Raw genomic sequence first — 20,052 nt, 5'->3', positions numbered from 1 at the left:
TGAGGTGGCTGCTCCGGATGGGTCCATCACTCGATCGAATTATCTTGGCGCCACGACCCATCCATTCGGCCCACAGCACCGAATACCTCTCGACAGTGGTGACACCAGGCCCCCGCGGGGGCTGACGGCGAGCGTCGGAGGCAGTCGAATGACACGGGAAAAGCCCAGGTCAGCAGTGGTGGGCAGTGGTGTGTCGGGGTTGACCGCCGCCTACGTGCTGCGCCAGGACCATCGGGTGACCCTGTACGAGGCCGACGACAGGCTCGGCGGCCACGCCCACACCCACGACGTCGACACCGGCGCGGGGTTCGAGCGGATCGACTCCGGGTTCATCGTCCACAACGAGCGCACCTATCCGCGGCTGCTGCGGCTCTTCGACGAACTCGGCGTCGAGACGCAGGAGTCCGAGATGAGCATGTCCGTCCGGTGCGAGGGGTGCGGCCTGGAGTACGCGGGGGCCCGCGGCGCGCGCGGGCTCCTCGCCCGCCCCGCCTCCGTCGCCGACCCCCGCTACCTGCGGATGCTGGCGCAGGTGCCGCGCTTCCACCGCCAGGCCCGCCGGCTGCTCGCCGCCGACGACTCCCGGTCCCAGGACACCACGCTCGGCGAGTTCCTGGCCGCCGGCCGGTACTCGTCGTACTTCACCAGCCACTTCATGGCGCCCGTCGTCTCCGCGGTCTGGTCGTGCGACCCCGTCACCGCGCTGCGCTACCCCGCCCGCTACCTGTTCCGCTTCCTCGACCACCACGGGATGCTCGCCGTGTCGGGTTCGCCGACCTGGCGCACCGTCACCGGCGGCTCCCGCTCCTACGTGGAGCGCGTCGCGAAGTACATCCCGGAGATCCGCACCGGGACACCGGTGCGCGGCATCCGCCGGCTCGGCGGTGGCGCCGGCGTCGAGATCACCGACGCGGCAGGGGTGACCGAGCACTACGACTCCGTCGTCGTCGCCTGCCACGCGGACCAGGCACTGGAGCTGCTCAGCGACCCGACCGACGACGAACGCCGCGTCCTCGGAGCCTTCCGCTACTCCCGCAACCCCACCCTGCTGCACACCGACACCTCGCTGCTGCCCCGCCACAGCGGTGCCCGGGCTTCCTGGAACTACCAACTGCCCTCCTGCGACAGCCCCGCCGGCGAGGTCCGCATCAGCTACGACATGACGCGGCTGCAGCGGCTCCCCGGGCCCGGCACCCATGTGGTCACCCTCAACGGCGAGGAGCGGGTCGACTCCGACCGTGTGCTGGCCCGCATGGTCTACCACCACCCCGTCTACACGCCCGAGTCCGTGGCGGCCCAGCGCGAGCTGCCCTCGCTGAGCGGCCGGGTCACCTCCTTCGCCGGTGCGCACCACGGTTGGGGGTTCCACGAGGACGGCTGCGCCTCCGGCGTCGCGGCGGCAGAGGCCCTGGGGGTGACCTGGTGAACCCCGTGCCCGGGCCCGCCCCCGGACCCGCGCCCGACGCCGCCGCACGGTCAGCGGACGCCGGCACCATCCCCCGGCTCTACCGCTGCGAGGTCCGCCACGCCCGCACCGGCCCCGTCCGGTACCGGCTTCGGCACCGCACCTACATGTGGCTCGTCGACCTCGACCACCTGCCGCGGCTGCCGCTCGCCCTGCGGCCCCTCGCCCGCTTCGACCCCCGTGACCACTTCGGCGGCACCGCCCCCACTCTCCGCGCGGGGCTGGAGCGGTTCCTCGTCGCCCACGGCGAGGATGCCCCCGGCGGCCCGGTGCTGATGCTCACCCACGCCCGCGTCCTCGGCCATGTCTTCAACCCGTTGACCCTCTACTGGTGCCACCGGGCGGACGGCACGACCGCCTGCGTCGTGGCCGAGGTGCACAACACCTACGGCGAGCGCCACGCCTACCTGCTGCACCCCGACGCACACCACCGCGCCACCACCCCCAAGAAGTTCTACGTCTCCCCCTTCAACCCCGTGGACGGCGACTACCGGATGAGACTCCCCGAACCGGGGGAACGACTCGACGTCACCGTCCGGTTGGACCGGCCCGACGGCAAGCCGTTCGTCGCCACCCTGCGCGGCAGCCCCGGACCCGGCGGCCCCGTCGGCCTGCTGCGCGCAGCGGCGCGGCACCCGTGGGCCCCGCTGGCCGCGTCGGCCGCCATCCGTCTCCACGGCATCCGCCTCTATCTCAAGGGCCTGCCGGTACAGCGCCGGCCCCGGAACCACCAGCAGGAAGGTATGCAGTGACCACGCCCCGAACCCCCGCAGCGCCCGCGCAGCCCGAGCGGACGCCCCTCGCCGCCCAGCCGCACCCCGCCCGGTCGGCCGCCGCGGCGGGCGACTCCCGCACGCCTGCTCAGATCCGGGCGGCTGTCGACCCCGGCCGGTGGCCCGGCGTGGCCCACGTGCCCACCTGCTCGCGCGCCCACCGCGCCGTCGCCCGGCGGATCCTGGAGGCGGCGCTGCGACGCCTGCCGCTGCACACCCGCTTCCCCGACGGTCGAAGACTGGGAACGGGCGGGCCGGTGCTGGAGATCCGCGACCCCGACGCCTTCCTCCGCCGGGTCGGCACCTCCGGCACGATCGGCTTCGGCGAGTCCTACATGGCAGGTGAGTGGGACGCCCCCGACCTCGTCGGCGTGCTCACCGTCATCGCCGACCACGCGGCCACCCTGGTGCCGGGGCCGCTCCAGCGACTGCGCCGACTCTGGGCGCCCGGCCAGCCGGCCGCCGGCCGGAACACCCCCGCCGCCTCCCGCGAGAACATCGGCCGCCACTACGACCTCTCCAACGACCTGTTCGGCCTCTTCCTCGACGAGACCCTCAGCTACTCGTCCGCCGTCTTCCGCGGCTTCCCCGCCGAGTGGTCGCTGCTGACCGCCGCCCAGCACCGCAAGATCGACCGCGTACTGGACCTGGCGGGCGTCACCGAGGGCACCCGGGTGCTGGAGATCGGCACCGGCTGGGGCGAGCTGTCGCTGCGCGCGGCGCGACGCGGGGCGGAGGTCGTCAGCGTCACGCTCTCCGTCGAGCAGGCGCAACTGGCGCGCGAGCGCGTGCGTGAGGCCGACCTGTCGGACCGCGTCGAGATCCGTGTCGAGGACTACCGCTCCGTCGAGGGAACCTACGACGCCGTCGTGAGCGTCGAGATGATCGAGGCGGTCGGCGCCGAGTTCTGGGGAACCTACTTCGCGACCCTCGACCGGCTCACCGCCCCCGGCGGGCGGGTCGCGCTCCAGGCCATCACCATGCCGCACGACCGGCTCGTCGCCAGCCGCCGCACCTACACCTGGATCCAGAAGTACATCTTCCCCGGCGGCCTGCTGCCCTCCACCGAGGTGGTGCGCCGCCTCACCGCCGAGAACACCCGGCTCGACGTCGCCCGCGCCGACCGCTACGGGCCGCACTACGCCGAGACACTCCGCCTGTGGCGGGAGCGCTTCACCGAGCGCGCCGCGGACGTCGACGCCCTCGGCTTCGACGAGACCTTCCGCCGCATGTGGGTCCTCTACCTCGCCTACTCCGAGGCCGGGTTCCGCTCCGGCTACCTCGACGTCCAGCAGTTCCTGCTCGCTCCCCGCCCCGACACCGCCACCCCGGCCGACACCCGCCCGAAGGACGTTCCCCAGTGACACCAGCCCTGCCGACGACAACCGCACGAGGTGCGGCCTCCCAGCTGATCCAGCTCCTCCAGCAGTACCTGCAGGGGCCGTCGCCGGTCCGGGTACGGACCTGGGACGGCAGCGAGGCCGGACCCGCGGACGCACCGCTGGTGGTCCTGCGTTCCCGCCGGGCGCTGCGCCATCTGCTGTGGCAGCCGGGTGAGCTCGGCCTGGCCCGCGCCTACGTCACCGGGGAGCTCGACGTCCACGGCGACCTGCGCGAGGGGCTCTCCGCGGCGCTGCGCACCGTCCGCGAGTCCGGCTCCGCCCCCGCGCCCACCCTCGCCGACAAGGCGGCGGCACTCCGTGTCCTCGCCCGGCTCGGGGCGGTCGGCCCCAAACCGCAGGCGCCCGCCGGCGAGGTCCGCCTCAACGGCGCCCTGCACAGCCGCGGCCGGGACCGCAAGGCGATCAGCCACCACTACGACCTCCCCCCGGAGTTCTACGCGCTGCTGCTCGATCCCGCGATGGCGTACTCCTGCGGTTACTGGACCCGCCCGCCGGGCGAGCGCGGCTACGGGCTGCCGGAGGCCCAGCGCGACAAGCTGGAGCTGGTCTGCCGCAAGCTCGGCCTGCGGCCGGGCACCCGGCTGCTGGACGTGGGCTGCGGCTGGGGCTCGCTCTCGCTGTACGCCGCCGAGCGGCACGGCGCCAAGGTCACCTCGGTGACCCTCGCCCGTGAACAGGCCGAGTACGTGCGCGAACAGGTCCGCGAGCGGAAGCTGGAGGACCTCGTCGAGGTCCAGCTCTGCGACTACCGCGACATCCCCGGCGGCTGGTACGAGGCCGCCGTCTCCTTGGAGATGGGCGAGCACGTCGGGGACGCCGAGTACCCGGGCTTCGCCGCCATGATGCACCGCATGCTCCGCCCCCGCGGCCGGCTGCTGATCCAGCAGATGTCCCGCGGGGCCATCGCCCCCGGCGGCGGCGCGTTCATCGAGGCGTACATCGCCGCCGACATGCACATGCGGCCCGTCGGTGAGACCGTCGGACTCCTGGAGGGCGCCGGACTGGAGGTCCGCTCGGTGGACTCCATGCGCGAGCACTACGTCCACACCATCGCGGCGTGGGCGGAGGCGCTGGAGGCCAACTGGGACGAGATCGTCTCGCTCACCGGGACGGAGACCGCGCGCGTCTGGCGCCTCTACCTCGCGGGGTCCGGTCTCGCCTTCCAGGAACGCCGCATGGGCGTGGACCAGATCCTCGCGGTCCGCCCCGACGGTGACGGAGGCAGCGGCCTGACCGGGACGCTGCGCGACTGGTACCCGGAGTGTGCTGCCTCGTGACCGACTACCCCTGGGGATCCCTCGGGCTCAACCTCGCGCTGAGCGCCGGCGCGGCGCTGCTCGTGCTGCTGGTGACCTTCGCGGTCGCCGTCGTACGGGGCGGACGCCACCGCACGGTGGACATCGCGTGGGGGCTGGGCTTCGCCGCGGTCGCCCTCACCACCTTCGCCGCCTCGGCGGGGGAGGGCGACACCGCGCGCCGCACGCTCATCGCGATCCTCACCGCGGTGTGGGGCGTGCGGCTGGCAGGCCACGTGACGTGGCGCAGCTGGGGCAAGGGCGAGGACCCGCGCTACGAGCGGATGCTCGCCAAGGCTCCGGGCCATCCGCAGCTGTACGCCCTGCGCATGGTCTACCTGCTCCAGGCGGCTCTGGTCTGGCTGATCTCGCTGCCGCTCCAGTTCGGTGCCTACCTGCCGGGCCCGCTCGGGTGGGTCGTGGTGGTGGGCATCGCCTGCTGGGCGGTCGGGCTCTTCTTCGAGGCCGTCGGCGACTGGCAGATGCACCGCTTCAAGTCCGACCCCGCCAACCGGGGGAAGATCATGGATCGCGGTCTGTGGTCGCTGACACGCCACCCGAACTACTTCGGGGACTTCATGGTGTGGTGGGGACTGTTCCTCGTGGCGGCCGGCAGTTGGCAGGTCGCCGCCATGACCGTCGTCTCACCGCTGGTGATGAGCTTCCTTCTGATCTTCGGGAGCGGTAAGCGGCTCACCGAGAAGACCATGGCGCAGCGCGACGGGTTCGATCGGTACGCCGCCCGGACCAGCGGCTTCTTCCCGCTGCCACCCCGTCGCAACGCCGGTCCCGAGGACGGCCCCCGGCCCTGACGACGTACGCGCCCGCTCATGTGCGCCTCTCGGTCAGCCGGCTTCGGGGAACGCCATCACCAGCAGCGGGTCGGAGGTGGGCTGCGGCGAGCCCCCCGCCGGCTCCAGGGTGATGCCCATGCCGCCCGCGCCGTTGACCGGGCCGTCCATCAGCACCGCGCTGCCGGTCGGACCGTCCGCGGGGTCCATCAGACCGCCGGGTCGCATCGTGCCGTCGTCGTCGAACCAGAGCTGGTAGACCATGCCCGCGGGCGGTTCCGCCATCCCTGAGGCCACGAACACCGCGCGGTCCCGCTCGGCGGAGACCAGCACCGTGCCGGTGGCGCCGTCGTCGAGGCCGGTGCTCTCCACCACGACGTCCGGCGAGGTCAGCACGCCCATGAGCTCGTCGTTGGAGCGCTCCGCGAGCTGCGCCTGGTCACGGGCGTCCCGCGCCTCCTGGTACTGCCAAGCCGCCACGCCGCCCCCGAGGAGCGCCCCGGCGACGCACGCTGCCAGCACCAGCCGGGGGATCACCCCGCCGATCCGGCGGGTACGGACCCGCCCGGCGCGCTCCGGCGGCACCTCCGGGGGCTCCTGCCGCACGGTGGCGATCTGCCGCAGCACCCGGACCCGCATCTCCGGCGGTGGGGCGGTGGCGACCGCGGCACCCAGCCGCTGCGTTGTTGCGGCCAGCTCGCGGACCTCCAGCGCGCAGGAGTCGCAGTCGGAGAGATGGCGTTCGAACTCGGCCAGCTCCTCCGGCGACAGCGCGTGCAGGACGTAGGCCCCGGCGAGCGTGTGCAGGTCGGCGGTCATGCGGTCACCCCCAGGCAGTCGCGCAGCCGGATCAGACCGTCGCGCATACGGGTCTTCACGGTGCCGAGCGGCAGCGCCAGCAGCTCGGCCACCTCGCGGTAGGTCAGCCCCCGGTAGTAGGCCAGCGTCACGGACTGGCGCTGGAGCTCGGTCAGGGTGCGCAGGCACCGCCGCACCTGCTCGCGTTCCAGCCTGGTCTCGACCTGTTCGGTCACCTCGTCGAACGCGGGGGTGTGCTCCAGGAGCGCGGCCCGCTGCTCCCGGTCGCTGGACGCCTGCGCGGACCGGACCCGGTCCACCGCCCGTCGGTGCGCCAACGTCATCGTCCACGCCATGGCGCTGCCCTTCTCCGGGCGGTAGCGCGCGGCGTTCCGCCAGACCTCGACCATGACCTCCTGCGCCACCTCCTCGGACTGCGCCGGGTCGCGGAGGATGCTGCGCACCAGTCCGAACACCGGGCCGGACATGGCGTCGTAGACGCTGCCGAATGCCTCGTGGTCGCCCTGGGCGACCCGCACCAGCAACTCCGAGAGGTCGGGCGCGGTCGAGGGGTTCTCCCCGATGTACACCGGCTCCTTCATGCCCGGGCACCCCCCGTCGGGTGGGCACGGCGGGGCCGGCGTCGGAAGCCGGACGGTGGCAGCGGCATGGATCATCCTCCGGAACTTGGAACAGCGGCAGGCGGCGGGTGGCCGGCCGCGTCGAGGGGGCGCGCCCTCGAACTGCGGGCTCGCCGACTATTCGTAGCCGGCGACGCAGCGGATGGGTGCGCCGAGCCGTGGCGGGAAATCCAAGGCGCGCTCCGCCCCTGCCCCGTGGCGGGCGTTTCATTCACCCGTTCGCGGCGGCCCGGCGGCCCGGCGCTGCTCGGGCGGGGTGGGGCGGTGCGGGCCGCTCTCACACGGCGGCGCCCGCACCGCTCGCCGCCGGGGCGAATGGTGCGGGCGCGGGTGCCGGGAAGGTCAGGCGCCGACGTGGTCCGGGTGGCTGCCCAGCCGGGTGTCGGTGTCCAGCTCCGCCAGGGCTTCGAGATCGGCGTCGTCCAGCTCGAAGCCGAAGACGTCGATGTTCTCCTTGATCCGGCTCGGAGTCACCGACTTCGGGATCACGATGTTGCCGAGCTGGAGGTGCCAGCGCAGTACCACCTGCGCCGCCGTCGCCCCGTGCTTGGCGGCGATCCGCGCGAGCTCCTCGTCGTCCAGCAGCCCCTTGCCCTGGCCCAGCGGCGACCACGCCTCGGTGTGGATGTCGTGCGAGGAGTGGAACGCACGCTGCTCGGCCTGGGGGAAGTTGGGGTGCAGCTCGATCTGGTTGAGGACGGGGACGACGTCCGTCTCCTCCAGCAGCCGGCGCAGGTGCGCGGTGGTGAAGTTGGAGACGCCGATGGCCTTCGCGCGACCGTCGGCGTGGATCTTCTCCAGTGCCTTGTACGACTCGATGTACAGGTCCTTGGAGGGCACCGGCCAGTGGATGAGGTACAGGTCGACGTAGTCGAGACCCAGCTTCTCCAACGACACGTCGAAGGCCCGGAGGGTCGCGTCGTGACCCTGGTCGCCGTTCCACAGCTTGGTGGTGACGAACAGCTCCTCCCGCGGCAGGCCGGACGCGGCCAGCGCACGGCCGGTGCCCTCCTCGTTGCCGTACACGGCCGCGGTGTCGATGCTGCGGTACCCGGCGTCGAGGGCGTGGCCGACGGCCTCCGTCGCCTGGTCGTCCGGGACCTGCCACACGCCGAAGCCCAGCTGGGGCATCCGGAGGCCGTTGTTGAGCGTCACGAAGGGAACTGTGCTCACGAGGAAGCGGTCCTTACTTTCGGTGGACGGGTATCCCATCATCAACGATGGTTTCCGGCCGCCCATTCCCGGTACCCGCCAGCCGCCGGCGGTGGGGTGCCGTTCGGCGCGGTACCGCTCCAGGTGCTCGCGGCACGCCCAGAGCGTGTACCCGGGCCGGATGCCTGCTCCACCGCCCCCGACCACCACCGGTGCGCCGACCGGATGCCTGCCCGCGTCCGCGCGCGACGGGCAGGTCACGACAGCCATCGCCCGCCCCGGCGCCATCCGGTGCGCCGACGCCTCGGCGTCAGCCAGGCGGTGGCAGCACGCCCGGACCGGGCGGACACCTCCCGGTACCCGCCACCACCCCGCCCACCGGCCTGCGGGCGGGGCGGGGGAGACTGGCGGACGTGTCACGAGCCCTCCGATTCCTCGATCCGTACCTGCTGCTGCTGGTCGCGACCATGGGTCTCGCCGCGCTGCTGCCCGCGGGCGGCGCGGCTGCCGACGTCGTGGACACCGTCTCCGTCGTGGCGATCGGCCTGCTGTTCTTCCTCTACGGCGCGCGGCTCTCCACCCGCGAGGTCGGCGACGGCGTCCGCCACTGGCGACTGCACCTGACGATCCTGGCCTGCACCTTCGTGGTGTTCCCGCTGCTCGGGATCGCGGCGGGCGCACTGGCGCCGTGGCTGCTCACCGACCAGCTGGCGCTCGGGGTGCTCTTCCTCTGCCTCGTCCCGTCCACCGTGCAGTCCTCGATCGCCTTCACCTCGATCGCGCGCGGCAACGTCGCGGGAGCCATCGCGGCGGGCTCGTTCTCCAGCCTCATCGGCGTGGTGCTCACCCCGCTGCTCGCCGGGCTCCTCATCGGGGGCGGCGCGGGGATCTCGGTGGACTCCCTGCTGAGGATCGCGCTGCAACTCCTGCTGCCGTTCGTGGTCGGCCAGCTGCTGCACCGCTGGCTCGGCGCGGTCGTGGTCCGCCACCGGACCGCGCTGTCGTACTTCGAGCGGGGGTCGGTGCTGATCGTCGTCTACGCCGCCTTCAGCGAGGGCGTGCGGGAGGGGGTCTTCGGACAGGTCAGCTGGCAGCGGCTGCTGGCGCTGCTCGGGGTCGTCGTGGTGCTGCTGGCGTTGATGCTGCTGATCACCGGGCAGGGGGCGCGGCGCCTGGGGTTCGGGCGCGAGGATCGCATCGCGGTGGTGTTCGCCGGCTCCAAGAAGTCGCTGGCGGTCGGGTTGCCGATGTCCAGCGTCCTGTTCGGCGCCGACGCGGCGGTCACGGTGCTGCCGCTGATGCTCTTCCACCAGGTGCAGCTCATCGTGTGCGCGGTACTCGCACGGCGCTGGGCCGCGCAGGCGCCACCGGAGGATCAGGAGTCCTCCGGCAGCACCACCCGCTGAGCACCGGCGTACACGTTCATCGAGTCGCCGCGCAGGAAGCCGACCAGGGTCACGCCCGCCTCCTCGGCCAGGTCGACCGCCAGCGACGACGGGGCCGAGACTGCGGCGAGCACCGGGACACCGGCCATCACCGCCTTCTGGACCAGTTCGAACGAGGCCCGGCCCGACACCATCAGCACGGTTCCGTCCAGCGGCAGCGCCCCGTCGAGCAGCGCCCGGCCCACCACCTTGTCCACCGCGTTGTGCCGCCCGACGTCCTCCCGCAGGTCGAGCAGGGTGCCGTCCGCCGCGAACAGCGCGGCGGCGTGCAGCCCACCGGTCCGGTCGAAGACCTTCTGCCCGGCACGCAGCCGTTCCGGGAGCTCCGAGAGCAACGTCGGCGTGAGCTCCGGGCCGGCCGAGAGCGGGCGGCGAACCGTGGTGCGCACGGCGTCGATGCTGGTCCGGCCGCACATGCCGCAGGACGAGGAGACGTAGACGTTGCGTGCCACAGACGGGGCGGGAGGCGGTACTCCGTCCGCCAGGACCACGTCCACCACGTTGTAGGAGTTGGCGCCGCGCCCGCCCGTGCCGTCCTCGGCGCCCGCGCAGTAGACCACCCGCGCCACCTGGTCGCCGGAGTGCACCACACCCTCGCTGACCAGGAACCCGGCGGCGAGTGCGAAGTCGTCGCCGGGGGTGCGCATCGTGATCGCCAAGGGGGCACCGCCGACGCGGATCTCCATCGGTTCCTCGCCTGCCAGGGTGTCGGACCGCTCCGTGGCCCGTCCGCCGCGGATGCGCACCACGCGGCGCCGTTCGGTGACCCGTCCCATGCTCTCCGCTCCCGTCCGTGCCGACCGCCGACCGCCGACCGCCGACCGCCGACCGCTTCGCGCTCCGCGCCGGTCACCGGGCGGGACCTCGGTACCGGCGCCGGGACATCGTGCCACGGCGGGTGCACGGACGCGGTCACCGCGCTGCGGGCGGCGGAACTCCACCGCGACGTGCCCGCCGCGCTGCCGAAGCGGGCTGCCTCCGGCGGGGTCCGGGTCGGCTCAGTCGACCAGCAGCACGACCTTGCCACAGCCGTGGCCCGACTCGACGTCCCGATGCGCCGCTGCCGCGTCCTCCAGCGACCAGGTGGCCCGCACGTGGACGCGCAGGGCTCCCCGCGACCACAGGGCGACGAGCGCCTCCAGCCGCTCCGCGGAGCGCCGGGAGGCGATCCAGCGGGCACCGAGTCGTTCGTACGCCTCGACGGCGGCGAGGGTACCCACCCTGTCCTTGTCCCGTACCACTTCGACCGCGGCCCGCGGCCCGAGGCCGTCGGCGCTCGCCGCGTCGAGCGCCGCGTCCACCCCCTGCGGCGCCAGCCGCCGCACCCGCTCGACGAGGCCGTCCCCGTCCACGACGGGGATCGCGCCGAGCTGACGCAGATAGGCGTGGTTCGCCTCGCTCGCGGTGCCGACCACCGTCGCCCCCACCGCTCGGGCGAGCTGGACCGCGATCGTTCCCACCCCGCCGGCGGCGCCGTTCACCAGGAAGGTGTCGCCGTACCCGACCCGCAGGGCCTCCACCGCGGTGTGCGCCGCCTGCCCCGCCCCGGGGAGAACCTGCCGCGACCTCCCACGGCATGGAGGCCGGCTTGCAGACCACCTGGTCGGCGGGGGCCACGACGTGCTCCGCGTAGCAGTGCTGCGTGCGGAAGCCCAGCACCTCGGCGCCGACCTCGACGCCCTCGGCCCCGCCACCGACCTGGTCGACCACCCCCGCGAACTCACCTCCGGTGATGTGCGGCATCTCGATCGCGAAGCCGGGCGCTCGGCGGCCGGAACGGACCGCGCAGTCGATCGGCTGGACCCCGGAGGCCCGCACCCTGACCCGCACCTCCCCCGGCCCCGCCTCGGGCGCCGGGACGGAGACCGCTCTGAGGACCTCGGGGCCGCCGAAGGAGGAGAACGCAACTGCTCGCACGGAAGGCGACCTCTCTCGCAGGTGCTGCCGGTCACGGCAGCGGGGTTGCCAATCCTGCAGCCTCAGCCGCGGTTGAGGTCAAACGACAGGACCACCCGGAGCGAACCGCGCGTCTCCCGGCTTCCCCGTCTCCCCTTCTCGCCTTCTCCGAGCGGCGCTTCGACGAGCCCGCCGCCTCTCATCCGCCGGCCCGGGCCCGGGGGCCGGGAGTGTTCCGTGCCCGTGTGAACTCCTGGGTGACGCGCAGCAGATGGGCCACCTCGTCCTCCAGGGTGTCGCCGCCCGGCGGGGGAGTGGGTGGCCCGGCCGCTCCGCCGGGTGCGACGCCCCGCCTGCGGTTCTCCAACGCCCGTGAGATGCGCGCCGCGTCGGCCGCCGCGGCGCCCGGTGCCACGGTCGGGCCCTCGGGCGGATACGCGGCGTCCGTCGGGAAGTGGGGCCGCAGGAGGAGCAGGCCGTCGTGGATCTCGATGACCCGCCGGTACAGCGCGAACTCCGCCGTGCGCCAACCGGGGCGGAGCCGGTCGGAGGCCGGGGCGAGGGCGATCTCCGGCGTCGCTTCGTGGAGGGCTCGCCACAGCGGCCCCAGCGCGCGGTGGCGCCGCCGCGCCCGCAGCCGTCGTCCGGGCGCCGCCAGCGGACCGCCCCACAGGGTGACGGTCGTGCCCGCCAGCACCAGCAGCGCCGTCACCGCGCTCAGCAGCGTCGCGACCGGGTGCTCCCCCAGCGGTTGGCGGCCGGTGCCTGCGGTCGAGACGATGTCCGACAGCCCCCAGCCGGTCCAGACCGCGCCGACCGCGCCGGCGAGGGTGAGGATGCGCAGCCCCGCACGCAGCCGCCCGGGGCCGACCGCCGCCGCACGGCGGAGCAGCGCGACGCAGAGCAGCGCCAGGCAGCCGACGCCGTAGAGCACGAACAACGCGGTGTACACCAGGAACAGCGCGACGCTGCCCTCCACGACGACGGCCCCGGGCACCACCCGGACCCCGGACGCGGCGAACAGGGCCGCCGCGACCAGCTGGAAGAGCAGCGCGCCGACGTGGTGCCGGCGGGCCCGCCGGCCCGACTCCCGCCGGTCGTCGCTGCCGAGCGAGACGGCGAGCAGGGCGAGGAACGTGAGGGCGTATGCCTTGAGCGCCCGGGTGGCCCAGATGACGGGTTCGGTGGCGACCACCGGTTCGAGTACCCGGAGGGTGGGAGGGGCGTTGACCAGCAGCGCCAGCCCGCTGCACGCGGCGAAGCCGCAGATGGCGCGCTGCACCGGGTCGGTACGTGCCCCGCTGGACAGCGCGAGGCGGAATCCCGCGAAGCCGAGGAAGATCATGGGCGCCAGATAGGCGACCGCGGCGCTCACCGCTGTTCCCCGGGGCGCGCCTGGGGGGAGCCGGGCTCGAAGATCGAGCGGAGCTCCCCGGTGGGCGTCTGGCCCCGCTTTCTCCGGGTGACGCGGGTGAGGATCAGGGAGGCCACCAGCTCGGCCTCCCGCTCCTGCGGGTCGGTGTACACGGTGCGCCCCAGAACGCGCCGCACCAGCGTGCCGTCCAGATGCGGCAGCAGCGTACTCGCCGCAGCCAGGTCCGCCCCGCCCGTGGCGCGGTGCCCGCAGAGCAGGTGGGCGGCCTCGTGCAGCAGGATGTGCTGACGGTGCAGCGGGGCGGTGTCCGCCGAGTAGGCGATGTAGTCGGCGCGTTCGGTGGTCACGAGGAGCCCGCAGGGGAGGTCGTGGCGACCGCGGAGCGGGAGGAGTTCCACCGCCCGGCCGCGCGCGGCGCCCAGGCCCGTCACGAACACGGCCGCGTCGAACGGGTCCGGGAGCTCCACCGCCGCGGCGACACGCCGGCAGTGCTGCCACAGTCGCCGTGCGGAGCGGTCAGCCACCGACTCCCCTCCTTCGCGTGTCGGGCCCTGCCGGACCGCCCGTCCCCGCACCTGTGCCCGGGGGCCGGGGCCGCCCCCGGCCTCCGCTCAGTGCGGGTCCGGCCCGCTCTGGGCCGCCTCACGGCGGGCGATGACGTCGATCATGTCGCTGATGGTGCCGACGCCCTCCGGGGAGAGGTTCACCGCCCGCAGGGCGACACTGCGCACCCCCGCCTCGCGCAGCGCGCCGAGGAGTTCGAGCTCCTGCGCGATCTCGCGGCCCTCCTCGTCGTCGAAGAAGTAGGCGACGGGCACCTGGAAGAACCCGGCGAGCGCCTCCAGGTGGCGTTTGGTCGGGTTGTTGCGGCGGCCGGTCCGCAGCTGCCAGAGGTAGGTGGCGGAGAAACTTTCGCCCGTGGCCTCGCGGCAGGAGCGTGCGACCTCCTCGTGGCTGAACTGCTCGCGGTTCGGCCGGCAGACCACCCGGAAGAGGGCGTCGATCTTCTCCGCCAGTGTCGATGGTGCGGTGCGCTTCTCCGACTGCATTCCGCCCGTCCTCCGTCCAGACGTCCACCTCGCGCCCGCATCGTCCCACGTGGCCGGTGGGCAGGTGCGGAAACCGGGGGATCGCGCCCATGCTAGCCGACCCCGCGGGGCGGCACGATCCGGGATATACATCGCTTCTCGCTCGCAACATCCGCTCTGGGCAGTCCAGTTGTGACCCGACCGGGCGACCGGACCGACCGACCGCCCGGTCGGTCCGGTCGGCCGGTGCCGCTCAGCCCAGGCCGAGCAGCCGCAGCATCAGCTCCTTGACCTCGGTCGCCGCGTACCGGTCGCGGGTCTGCGAGGGGTCGGAGCAGAGCAGCATCGGTCCCTCGGCGTCCGAGTCCGGAAGCCGCCCGTGGCTGCCGCGCACTCCCGAGGGGTCCAGCGGGATCACCGTCAGCGGTGCCCGCATCCCGATCTTCTTCCGTGCCACGGTCAGCGCCGCCCGCGCCTTGACGGCGCTGATGGCGGGGTCGAAGAAGAGCTCCGCCGGGTCGTAGCCCGGTTTGCGGTGGATCTCCACCCCGCGCGCGAAGTCCGGCGCCCGGTCGTCGTCCAGCCAGTAGTAGTAGGTGAACCACGCGTCCGGCTCGGCGACCACCACCAGCTCGCCCGACCGCTCGTGGGCCACGCCCACCGCCTGCTGCTGCTCCCGGTCCCACACCTCGTCCACGCCGGGCAGCGCCGCGAGGACCGACCGCACCCGCTCCATGTCCGAGGGGTCGGCGACGTAGACGTGGGCCACCTGGTGGTCCGCCACCGCGAACGCGCGGGAGGTGTAGGGGTCCAGGTACTCCATGCCCCGCTGGTTGTACACGTTCAGCAGCTTCTCGCGCCGCAGCGCGCGGTTGAGGTCCACCGGCCGCCGGACGGAGGTGATCCCGTACTCGCTCAGCGCGAGCACCGTGTGGCCGCGCGAACGCAGCTCCTCCAACAGCGGGCCCAACGCGGCGTCCGTCTCACGGGCGGCCCGTACCGCCTCGGGGCCGTCGGGCCCGAACCGCTGGAGGTCGTAGTCGAGATGGGGGACGTAGACCAGCGTGAGGTCGGGGTCGCGCTCCTCCACCACCACGCGTGTGGCGTCCGCGACCCAGCGCGTCGAGCGGATCGATGCGGTGGGCCCCCAGTAGTGGAACAGCGGGAACTCGCCCAGCCGTTCGGTGAGGGTGTGCCGCAGCTCGGCCGGGGCGGTGTAGCAGTCGGGCTGTTTGCGGCCGTCGTAGCGGTAGACCGGCCGCGGGGTGAGAACGGTGTCGACCTCCGCCCCCATCGCCCACCACCAGCACAGGTACGCCGAGGTCAGCCCGGGGGAACGCTCGCGCGCGGCGTGCCACACCTTCTCGCCGTGCACCAGCTTGTTGTGCTGCCGCCAGAAGTGGATCTCGCCGTGGTCGCGCCAGTACCAGCCGTTGGCCACGGCGCCGTGCCCCGCCGGGGTCAGCCCGGTGGTGAACGTCGCCTGGACCGTGCTGGTGACGGCGGGGAAGACGGTGTCGAGGGGCGCGGTGAAACCCTCCTCCCCGATGGCGCGCAGGCGGGGCATGTGCTCCAGCAGAGCGGGGGTCAGTCCGACGGTGCACAGCACCGCGAGCTTGCGGCGGCCTCTCGGCGCGGTCGATGACATGGGGCCCTTCCTGCTTCCTGGTCGGTGCGGGTTGTCGGGGCCCGCCGCGGGGCGGGGGCCGGTGAGGCCGTGTGCGGGACCGCACGGGCCGTCGGGGCGTCGCGCGGGGTCAGCCCGGTCGCAGGCCGAGCGAGACGAGCTCGTCCCGGCACCACGCGAGCTCCGCGGCGATGCCGTCGACCAGCCCCTCCGGGCCTTCGGGACGGTGCTTCTCCGGCAGCACGCTCCAGGTGTACGTCTCGACCTCGACGTGGTCGGTGACCGGGTGCGGACCGCCGAACAGCGCCCCCAGCGTGCGGGAGAGCAGCGGGCGGCTGCTGCGCAGCGGCGGGTCGGGCTCCCGGTGCAGTGGTACGTGGAAGTGCACCCGCCAGGCGGAGTCGCCCGGCAGGCCGTCCCGGTCGGCGAACGCCGGGCCCAGATCGTCCCGGCCGTGCACCTCTCCCGACACCGCCTCCCGGACCTGGTGGAGGAAGCGCGGCTCGTCGAACGGTTCGAGGGCGGCCCGGCCCGCCGCGCCGCGCGGGTCGTCCGCGATCAGCGCGGCCGACGCCTGCGTCTTCACGATCGGCACCCCGGCCGCTACCGCGGTCGCCACGGCCGCCTCGGGTTCCTCGTGGGCGACGGCGAGATGGCACGCGTCCAGGCAGATGCCGAGGTACCGGGGGTCGGTGCCGGCGAGCGCCGCGACCGCCTGCGGCACGGTCTCCGCGACGCAGCCCGGCTCCGGCTCCAGACCGACGCGGATGACCCGGCCGGTCTCCCGCGCCAGGGCGTCGAGCCCCTGGGCCAGCTCGTCCAGCCGTCGCCGCGCGGCGTCGCGGGACGCGGTGTCCCACGGCTCGCGCCACGCCAGCGGCAGCGTGGAGACGCTGCCCCGGGTGACGTCCTCGGGCAGCAGATGCGCCAGCACCCTCGCCAACCGCAGCGTGTACGCCGGACGTTGCGGGCCGGTCCAGTCCGGGTGGTAGACGGCCTGCTTGACGACCGGGTCGTGGAATCCGCGATAGGGGAAGCCGTTGAGGGTGACGGTCTCCAGCCCGTGGTCGGCCAGCCGCTGCCGCAGTTCGGCGAGATCGGCGGGGGAGTCGGCGAGCAGTTCGGCCGTGGCCGCCGGCAGCCACAGCCCCAGCCCGACCGGACCCGAGCCGAGTCGGTCGCGGACGGGCCCGGCGTAGCGGTCGAGCTGCTCCAGGATGCCGGCGGGAGTCTCCGCCGGGTGGACGTTGGTGCAGTAGGCGAGGTGGACGGGGGACCCGTCGGGGTGGGTCAGGCGCACACCGTTCACCCGCCCCCGCGCAGCAGGGAGTTGCCTGCGTAGCTGCCCGGCGGGGGGCCGGGCTCGGCCGTCGTCTCCGCTGTCGCCGCGTCGTCCAGTTCCAACCGGCCGCTCTGACCGTAGAACTCCACCGGGTTGCGCCACAGCACCCGGTCCACGTCGTCCGCGTCGAACCCTGCCGCCAGCATCGCCTCGCCCGTGGCGCGGGTCAGCAGTGGGTCGCTGTGGCCCCAGTCGGCCGCGGAGTTGACCAGCATCCGCTCGGTCCCGTACTCGCGGAGGATGCGCACCATGCGGTCGGGGTCCATCTTGGTGTCCGGGTAGATGGAGAAGCCCATCCAGCAGCCGGCGTCCGCCGCACGGCGCACCGTGACCTCGTTCAGGTGGTCCAGCACCACCATGCCCGGGTCGATCCCGGACTCCTCGATCACCGCGATCGACCGTGCGGTGCCGCCGGCCTTGTCGCGGTGCGGGGTGTGCACCATGGCCGGCAGCTCGTGCTCCACGGCGAGCTGGAGCTGCACCGCGAAGGCGTGCTCCTCCTCGGGGGTGGCCGAGTCGAAGCCGATCTCCCCGACGGCGACCACGCGGTCCTTGACCAGGTAGCGGGGCAGCAGCTCCAGCACCGGGACGCACCGCGGGTCGTTCGCCTCCTTCGGGTTGAGGGCGATCGTGCAGTGGTGGCTGATGCCGTACTGCGAGGCGCGGAACGGTTCCCAGCCGAGCAGGCCGTCGAAGTAGTCGGCGAAGCTCTCCGGCGAGGTGCGCGGCTGGCCGAGCCAGAACGCGGGTTCCACGACGGCGGTCACGCCCGCCGCGCGCATCGCGCGGTAGTCGGCAGTGGTGCGGGAGGTCATGTGGATGTGCGGGTCGAAGATACGCATCGGAGGCTGGCCTTTCTGCTGCTCTGCTGCGGTGGGGCCCGCGTCGGACCGACCGCGGGCGCCGGCACCGTGCCACGGCGGTGGCAGGGCGCGGGCGCGGTGACGCGACGGGCGCCCGCGGGCACCGGTCGAGGGGAAGCGGGTCGACGGGGCAGGGGAGGGAGGAGCGGCTCGGGTGGGTCCGTCAGCCCGGGGCGATCAGGGCCAGGTCCGCGGGGACGGCGCGTCCCGCGGCGAGTCGTTCGGCGGCCAACCCCTCGGCGAGCGAGACCAGCTCCGCGTCCCGCCGCTCCGCGAGACCGGCCACCGCGCGCAGCGGCACCTCGACGAAGAGGCACTTCAGGACGGCCTGCCGCCACGCGGGCTGGTCCAGGTGACGTGCGGCGTAGGGACCGACCGCCGCCTCGACGAGCCTCGGGTCGTTGGCACGGAGGGCGTCGCGCACCAGCTCCAGCGCGCCGTCGCCGACCGGTAGATGGGGCAGTGCCCGGAGCACCCCGCGTCGCTCGGCCGCGTCCCCCTGGCGGTAGAGCAGACCGGCCAGCGCGGTGACCTCACCCGGTGGTGCCTGGAGCAGCAGCAGGGTCCGGACCGCGTCCTCCACCCGCCAGCCGGCGGGCCCGCCGGGCAGCGGCCCCCGCCCGTACCGGCGTCCCGCCGCCGGGAACCGACGCCCCAGCGCCGACGGGTCCGCGGCCTCGCGGAGTTCGACGGACAGCCGCTCGGCCAGGGGGGCGTCGAGTGCGCCGTCCAGCGCCTCGCGCAGTGCGGTCGTCTCCCCGGGCGCTGCCACGGCGTCACCGGTCGGGGTCGAGGGCGGTCCGCTGTCGGCGGGGTCGTGACTCTGCGGATCTGGTGTCGTCGTCATGGGCGGGACGCCTCCGTTCCCGGACCGGGGCCCGCCGCGCGTGCCGCGGCCTCCGCCGCGCGGAGGAAGCCGATGGAGTGTCGTGCGGTGGCCGTGGCGGCGTGGCTGTGGCGGGGGAGCTCCACGGTGACGAGGCCGCCGTAGCGTGCGTCGGAGAGCGCCGCCAGCAGTGGCGGGAAGTCCATCTCCCCTTCGCCGAAGGGCAGGTGCTCGTGGACGCCACGCCGCATGTCCTCGATCTGCACGTGGGCCAGTTCCGACACCACGTCGGCGACGCACTGCTCCGGGGCGCGGTCCTCCAGGCAGTGGCAGTGACCCACGTCCAGCGTCAGCCGCAGCGCTGCCGGGGACCCCAGCGCGTCGCGCAGCCGGGCCCAGTCGGCCAGTGAGGCGACCAGCATGCCCGGTTCCGGCTCGAAGGCCAGGGTCACCCCCGCCGCCTCGGCGCGCGGGAGCAGTTCGGCGACGCCGGAGACCAGCCGCTCCCAGGCCAGCTCGTGGGAGACCTCCGGCGGCGGGGTGCCGCTCCACAGGTGCGTGACGGTCGCGCCGAGGTCGCGGGTGACGTCGACGGCCCGGCGCATCAGGTCCAGCCGGAGCTCCCGGCCCTCGGAGGAGAGCAGCGTCGGTCGGTGCTTGTGCCAGGGGTCCAGCAGGTAGCGGGCGCCGGTCTCCACCGCGACGTCGAGGCCGTTGCGGTCCAGCGCCTGCCGAACTTCGGCCACGCGCCGCGCCAGGCCGGGGGCGAACGGGTCGAGGTGCTGGTGGTCGAGGGTCAGCGCGACCCCGTCGTAGCCGAGGCCGGAGATGACCCGCAGCGCGTCGGTGAGGCGGTGGTCCGCGAATCCGTTGGTGGAGTAGGCGAGACGGAGCGGCATGAGGAACCTTCCCGGTGGGGGGCGGGGTGCTGCTCATGTGCGGGACCACCCGGAGAGGTCGCCCGCTGGCGCGCCGGCGTCGGTGCCGGGCGGGCCCGGTGCTCATAAGGCTGCGGAGTCGCCGCCCGGCCCCGGACGGTGCGGGTGCCGACGCCGTCCGCGGCCCCGGCACGCGGGCACGGTCATGTCGGGGAGACCCTGCGCGAGAGACGCCGTGCGAGTGGCAGCGCCGCCGCGAGCGGCAGCGCTGCGCGCACGGCGCCCGCACGGGCGGCGAGTGCGGCCTGGAGCGGCAGCAGGCCGTGGATGCCGGCTCCCACGGCGGCCTGCACCCGTTCCGGACGGGGGTCCCGGCGTGCTCGGAGCTGCGCGCGGAGACACCAGCCCGCGTAGCCGGCGGCTCCGGCGGCAGCGGCGGCACGAGCCCGCGGCG

The 20,052-nt window shown here is 73.9% G+C and carries 19 protein-coding genes and 2 pseudogenes; 6 read left to right on the top strand and 15 right to left on the bottom strand.

The features are described from left to right. The first annotated feature begins 148 nt into the window (after window positions 1–148). The 5 genes from HCJ92_RS03560 to HCJ92_RS03540 all read left to right on the top strand — a co-directional run bounded on the left by HCJ92_RS03560 (window position 149) and on the right by HCJ92_RS03540 (window position 5,748). Entirely contained in the window at window positions 149–1,426 is a 1,278-nt protein-coding gene (locus tag HCJ92_RS03560) for an NAD(P)/FAD-dependent oxidoreductase (protein WP_167931908.1), read from the top strand. 68 nt (window positions 1,427–1,494) lie between these two features. After that, window positions 1,495–2,217: a DUF1365 domain-containing protein gene (locus HCJ92_RS03555; protein WP_338054002.1), complete on the top strand. Its 723-nt coding sequence runs from the start codon at window positions 1,495–1,497 to the stop codon at window positions 2,215–2,217. Between the two features lie 113 nt (window positions 2,218–2,330). After that, the gene (locus tag HCJ92_RS03550; RefSeq protein WP_167931932.1) at window positions 2,331–3,602 is read left to right on the top strand and encodes a class I SAM-dependent methyltransferase; all 1,272 of its coding nucleotides are present in this window, start codon (window positions 2,331–2,333) and stop codon (window positions 3,600–3,602) included. Further along, window positions 3,599–4,918, top strand: coding sequence for a class I SAM-dependent methyltransferase (locus HCJ92_RS03545; protein ID WP_338053999.1), 1,320 nt, complete (start codon window positions 3,599–3,601; stop codon window positions 4,916–4,918). The genes HCJ92_RS03550 and HCJ92_RS03545 overlap by 4 nt, the downstream gene beginning before the upstream one ends. Next, window positions 4,915–5,748 (top strand): DUF1295 domain-containing protein, encoded by an 834-nt coding sequence (locus tag HCJ92_RS03540; protein WP_167931907.1) that lies wholly within the window; start codon window positions 4,915–4,917, stop codon window positions 5,746–5,748. Before HCJ92_RS03545 ends, HCJ92_RS03540 begins: the two co-directional genes overlap by 4 nt. Window positions 5,749–5,781: 33 nt before the next feature. Here the strand turns inward: HCJ92_RS03540 and HCJ92_RS03535 are convergent, their stop codons facing one another. From HCJ92_RS03535 to HCJ92_RS03525, 3 genes are all read right to left on the bottom strand, one after another. Continuing rightward, the gene (locus HCJ92_RS03535; protein ID WP_167931906.1) at window positions 5,782–6,546 is read right to left on the bottom strand and encodes an anti-sigma factor; all 765 of its coding nucleotides are present in this window, start codon (window positions 6,544–6,546) and stop codon (window positions 5,782–5,784) included. Beyond that, window positions 6,543–7,127 (bottom strand): sigma-70 family RNA polymerase sigma factor, encoded by a 585-nt coding sequence (locus tag HCJ92_RS03530; RefSeq protein ID WP_167931905.1) that lies wholly within the window; start codon window positions 7,125–7,127, stop codon window positions 6,543–6,545. The genes HCJ92_RS03535 and HCJ92_RS03530 overlap by 4 nt, the downstream gene beginning before the upstream one ends. Window positions 7,128–7,508: 381 nt before the next feature. After that, on the bottom strand, window positions 7,509–8,339 hold the full coding sequence (locus HCJ92_RS03525; protein WP_167931904.1) for an aldo/keto reductase: 831 nt from the start codon (window positions 8,337–8,339) through the stop codon (window positions 7,509–7,511). A 446-nt stretch (window positions 8,340–8,785) separates the two neighbouring features. Between HCJ92_RS03525 and HCJ92_RS03520 the strand changes: the two genes are divergently transcribed. After that, the gene (locus tag HCJ92_RS03520) at window positions 8,786–9,724 is read left to right on the top strand and encodes a bile acid:sodium symporter family protein (RefSeq protein ID WP_245240549.1); all 939 of its coding nucleotides are present in this window, start codon (window positions 8,786–8,788) and stop codon (window positions 9,722–9,724) included. Here HCJ92_RS03520 and fdhD read toward each other — a convergent pair. The 12 genes and pseudogenes from fdhD to HCJ92_RS24645 form a co-directional block, all read right to left on the bottom strand. Next, window positions 9,694–10,539, bottom strand: coding sequence for a formate dehydrogenase accessory sulfurtransferase FdhD (gene fdhD / locus HCJ92_RS03515; protein WP_167931902.1), 846 nt, complete (start codon window positions 10,537–10,539; stop codon window positions 9,694–9,696). The genes HCJ92_RS03520 and fdhD overlap by 31 nt on opposite strands. A gap of 222 nt (window positions 10,540–10,761) precedes the next feature. After that, window positions 10,762–11,283, bottom strand: a complete 522-nt coding sequence (locus HCJ92_RS24655; protein ID WP_338053997.1) for a zinc-binding dehydrogenase — start codon at window positions 11,281–11,283, stop codon at window positions 10,762–10,764. A gap of 130 nt (window positions 11,284–11,413) precedes the next feature. Then, window positions 11,414–11,581: pseudogene (locus HCJ92_RS25515) on the bottom strand (alcohol dehydrogenase catalytic domain-containing protein); the annotation flags it as partial. Between the two features lie 277 nt (window positions 11,582–11,858). Next, window positions 11,859–13,034, bottom strand: coding sequence for an MAB_1171c family putative transporter (locus HCJ92_RS03505; protein WP_167931901.1), 1,176 nt, complete (start codon window positions 13,032–13,034; stop codon window positions 11,859–11,861). Continuing rightward, a complete protein-coding gene (locus HCJ92_RS03500; protein ID WP_167931900.1) occupies window positions 13,031–13,558 on the bottom strand; it encodes a ParH-like protein in 528 nt (175 codons plus the stop codon). The genes HCJ92_RS03505 and HCJ92_RS03500 overlap by 4 nt, the downstream gene beginning before the upstream one ends. Before the next feature lie 87 nt (window positions 13,559–13,645). Beyond that, on the bottom strand, window positions 13,646–14,083 hold the full coding sequence (locus HCJ92_RS03495) for an XRE family transcriptional regulator (RefSeq protein WP_167931899.1): 438 nt from the start codon (window positions 14,081–14,083) through the stop codon (window positions 13,646–13,648). Between the two features lie 232 nt (window positions 14,084–14,315). Beyond that, window positions 14,316–15,710, bottom strand: coding sequence for an alkaline phosphatase family protein (locus HCJ92_RS03490; protein WP_167931898.1), 1,395 nt, complete (start codon window positions 15,708–15,710; stop codon window positions 14,316–14,318). Between the two features lie 109 nt (window positions 15,711–15,819). Continuing rightward, complete coding sequence (gene eboE / locus HCJ92_RS03485) at window positions 15,820–16,989, bottom strand: metabolite traffic protein EboE (protein WP_167931897.1); 1,170 nt, start codon at window positions 16,987–16,989, stop codon at window positions 15,820–15,822. A gap of 5 nt (window positions 16,990–16,994) precedes the next feature. Further along, window positions 16,995–17,873, bottom strand: a complete 879-nt coding sequence (locus tag HCJ92_RS03480; RefSeq protein ID WP_167931896.1) for a TatD family hydrolase — start codon at window positions 17,871–17,873, stop codon at window positions 16,995–16,997. Between the two features lie 184 nt (window positions 17,874–18,057). Then, window positions 18,058–18,741, bottom strand: coding sequence for an EboA domain-containing protein (locus HCJ92_RS03475; protein WP_167931895.1), 684 nt, complete (start codon window positions 18,739–18,741; stop codon window positions 18,058–18,060). Next, window positions 18,738–19,619 carry a sugar phosphate isomerase/epimerase family protein gene (locus HCJ92_RS03470; protein WP_167931894.1) on the bottom strand — a complete coding sequence of 294 codons (882 nt, stop codon included), beginning with the start codon at window positions 19,617–19,619 and terminating at the stop codon, window positions 18,738–18,740. The genes HCJ92_RS03475 and HCJ92_RS03470 overlap by 4 nt, the downstream gene beginning before the upstream one ends. 182 nt (window positions 19,620–19,801) lie before the next feature. Further along, a pseudogene (locus HCJ92_RS24645) lies at window positions 19,802–20,052 on the bottom strand (SCO3242 family prenyltransferase); the annotation flags it as partial.

Origin of the sequence: Streptomyces spiramenti, from assembly GCF_012034385.1 — a bacterium.
Taxonomy (GTDB): Bacteria; Actinomycetota; Actinomycetes; order Streptomycetales; family Streptomycetaceae; genus Streptomyces; species Streptomyces spiramenti.
The sequence above is the reverse complement of the archived record's forward strand: the minus strand, read 5'-3'. Positions and strand labels throughout refer to the sequence as shown.

Bases quoted from the DNA above. Each gene is read 5' to 3' on its own strand.
- HCJ92_RS03535 (WP_167931906.1), bottom strand. From the start codon at position 6,546: ATGACCGCCGACCTGCACACGCTCGCCGGGGCCTACGTCCTGCACGCG.
- HCJ92_RS03560 (WP_167931908.1), top strand. From the start codon at position 149: ATGACACGGGAAAAGCCCAGGTCAGCAGTGGTGGGCAGTGGTGTGTCG.
- HCJ92_RS03520 (WP_245240549.1), top strand. From the start codon at position 8,786: ATGGGTCTCGCCGCGCTGCTGCCCGCGGGCGGCGCGGCTGCCGACGTC.
- HCJ92_RS03475 (WP_167931895.1), bottom strand. From the start codon at position 18,741: ATGACGACGACACCAGATCCGCAGAGTCACGACCCCGCCGACAGCGGA.
- fdhD (WP_167931902.1), bottom strand. From the start codon at position 10,539: ATGGGACGGGTCACCGAACGGCGCCGCGTGGTGCGCATCCGCGGCGGA.
- HCJ92_RS03495 (WP_167931899.1), bottom strand. From the start codon at position 14,083: ATGCAGTCGGAGAAGCGCACCGCACCATCGACACTGGCGGAGAAGATC.
- HCJ92_RS03490 (WP_167931898.1), bottom strand. From the start codon at position 15,710: ATGTCATCGACCGCGCCGAGAGGCCGCCGCAAGCTCGCGGTGCTGTGC.
- HCJ92_RS03470 (WP_167931894.1), bottom strand. From the start codon at position 19,619: ATGCCGCTCCGTCTCGCCTACTCCACCAACGGATTCGCGGACCACCGC.
- HCJ92_RS03480 (WP_167931896.1), bottom strand. From the start codon at position 17,873: ATGCGTATCTTCGACCCGCACATCCACATGACCTCCCGCACCACTGCC.
- HCJ92_RS03530 (WP_167931905.1), bottom strand. From the start codon at position 7,127: ATGAAGGAGCCGGTGTACATCGGGGAGAACCCCTCGACCGCGCCCGAC.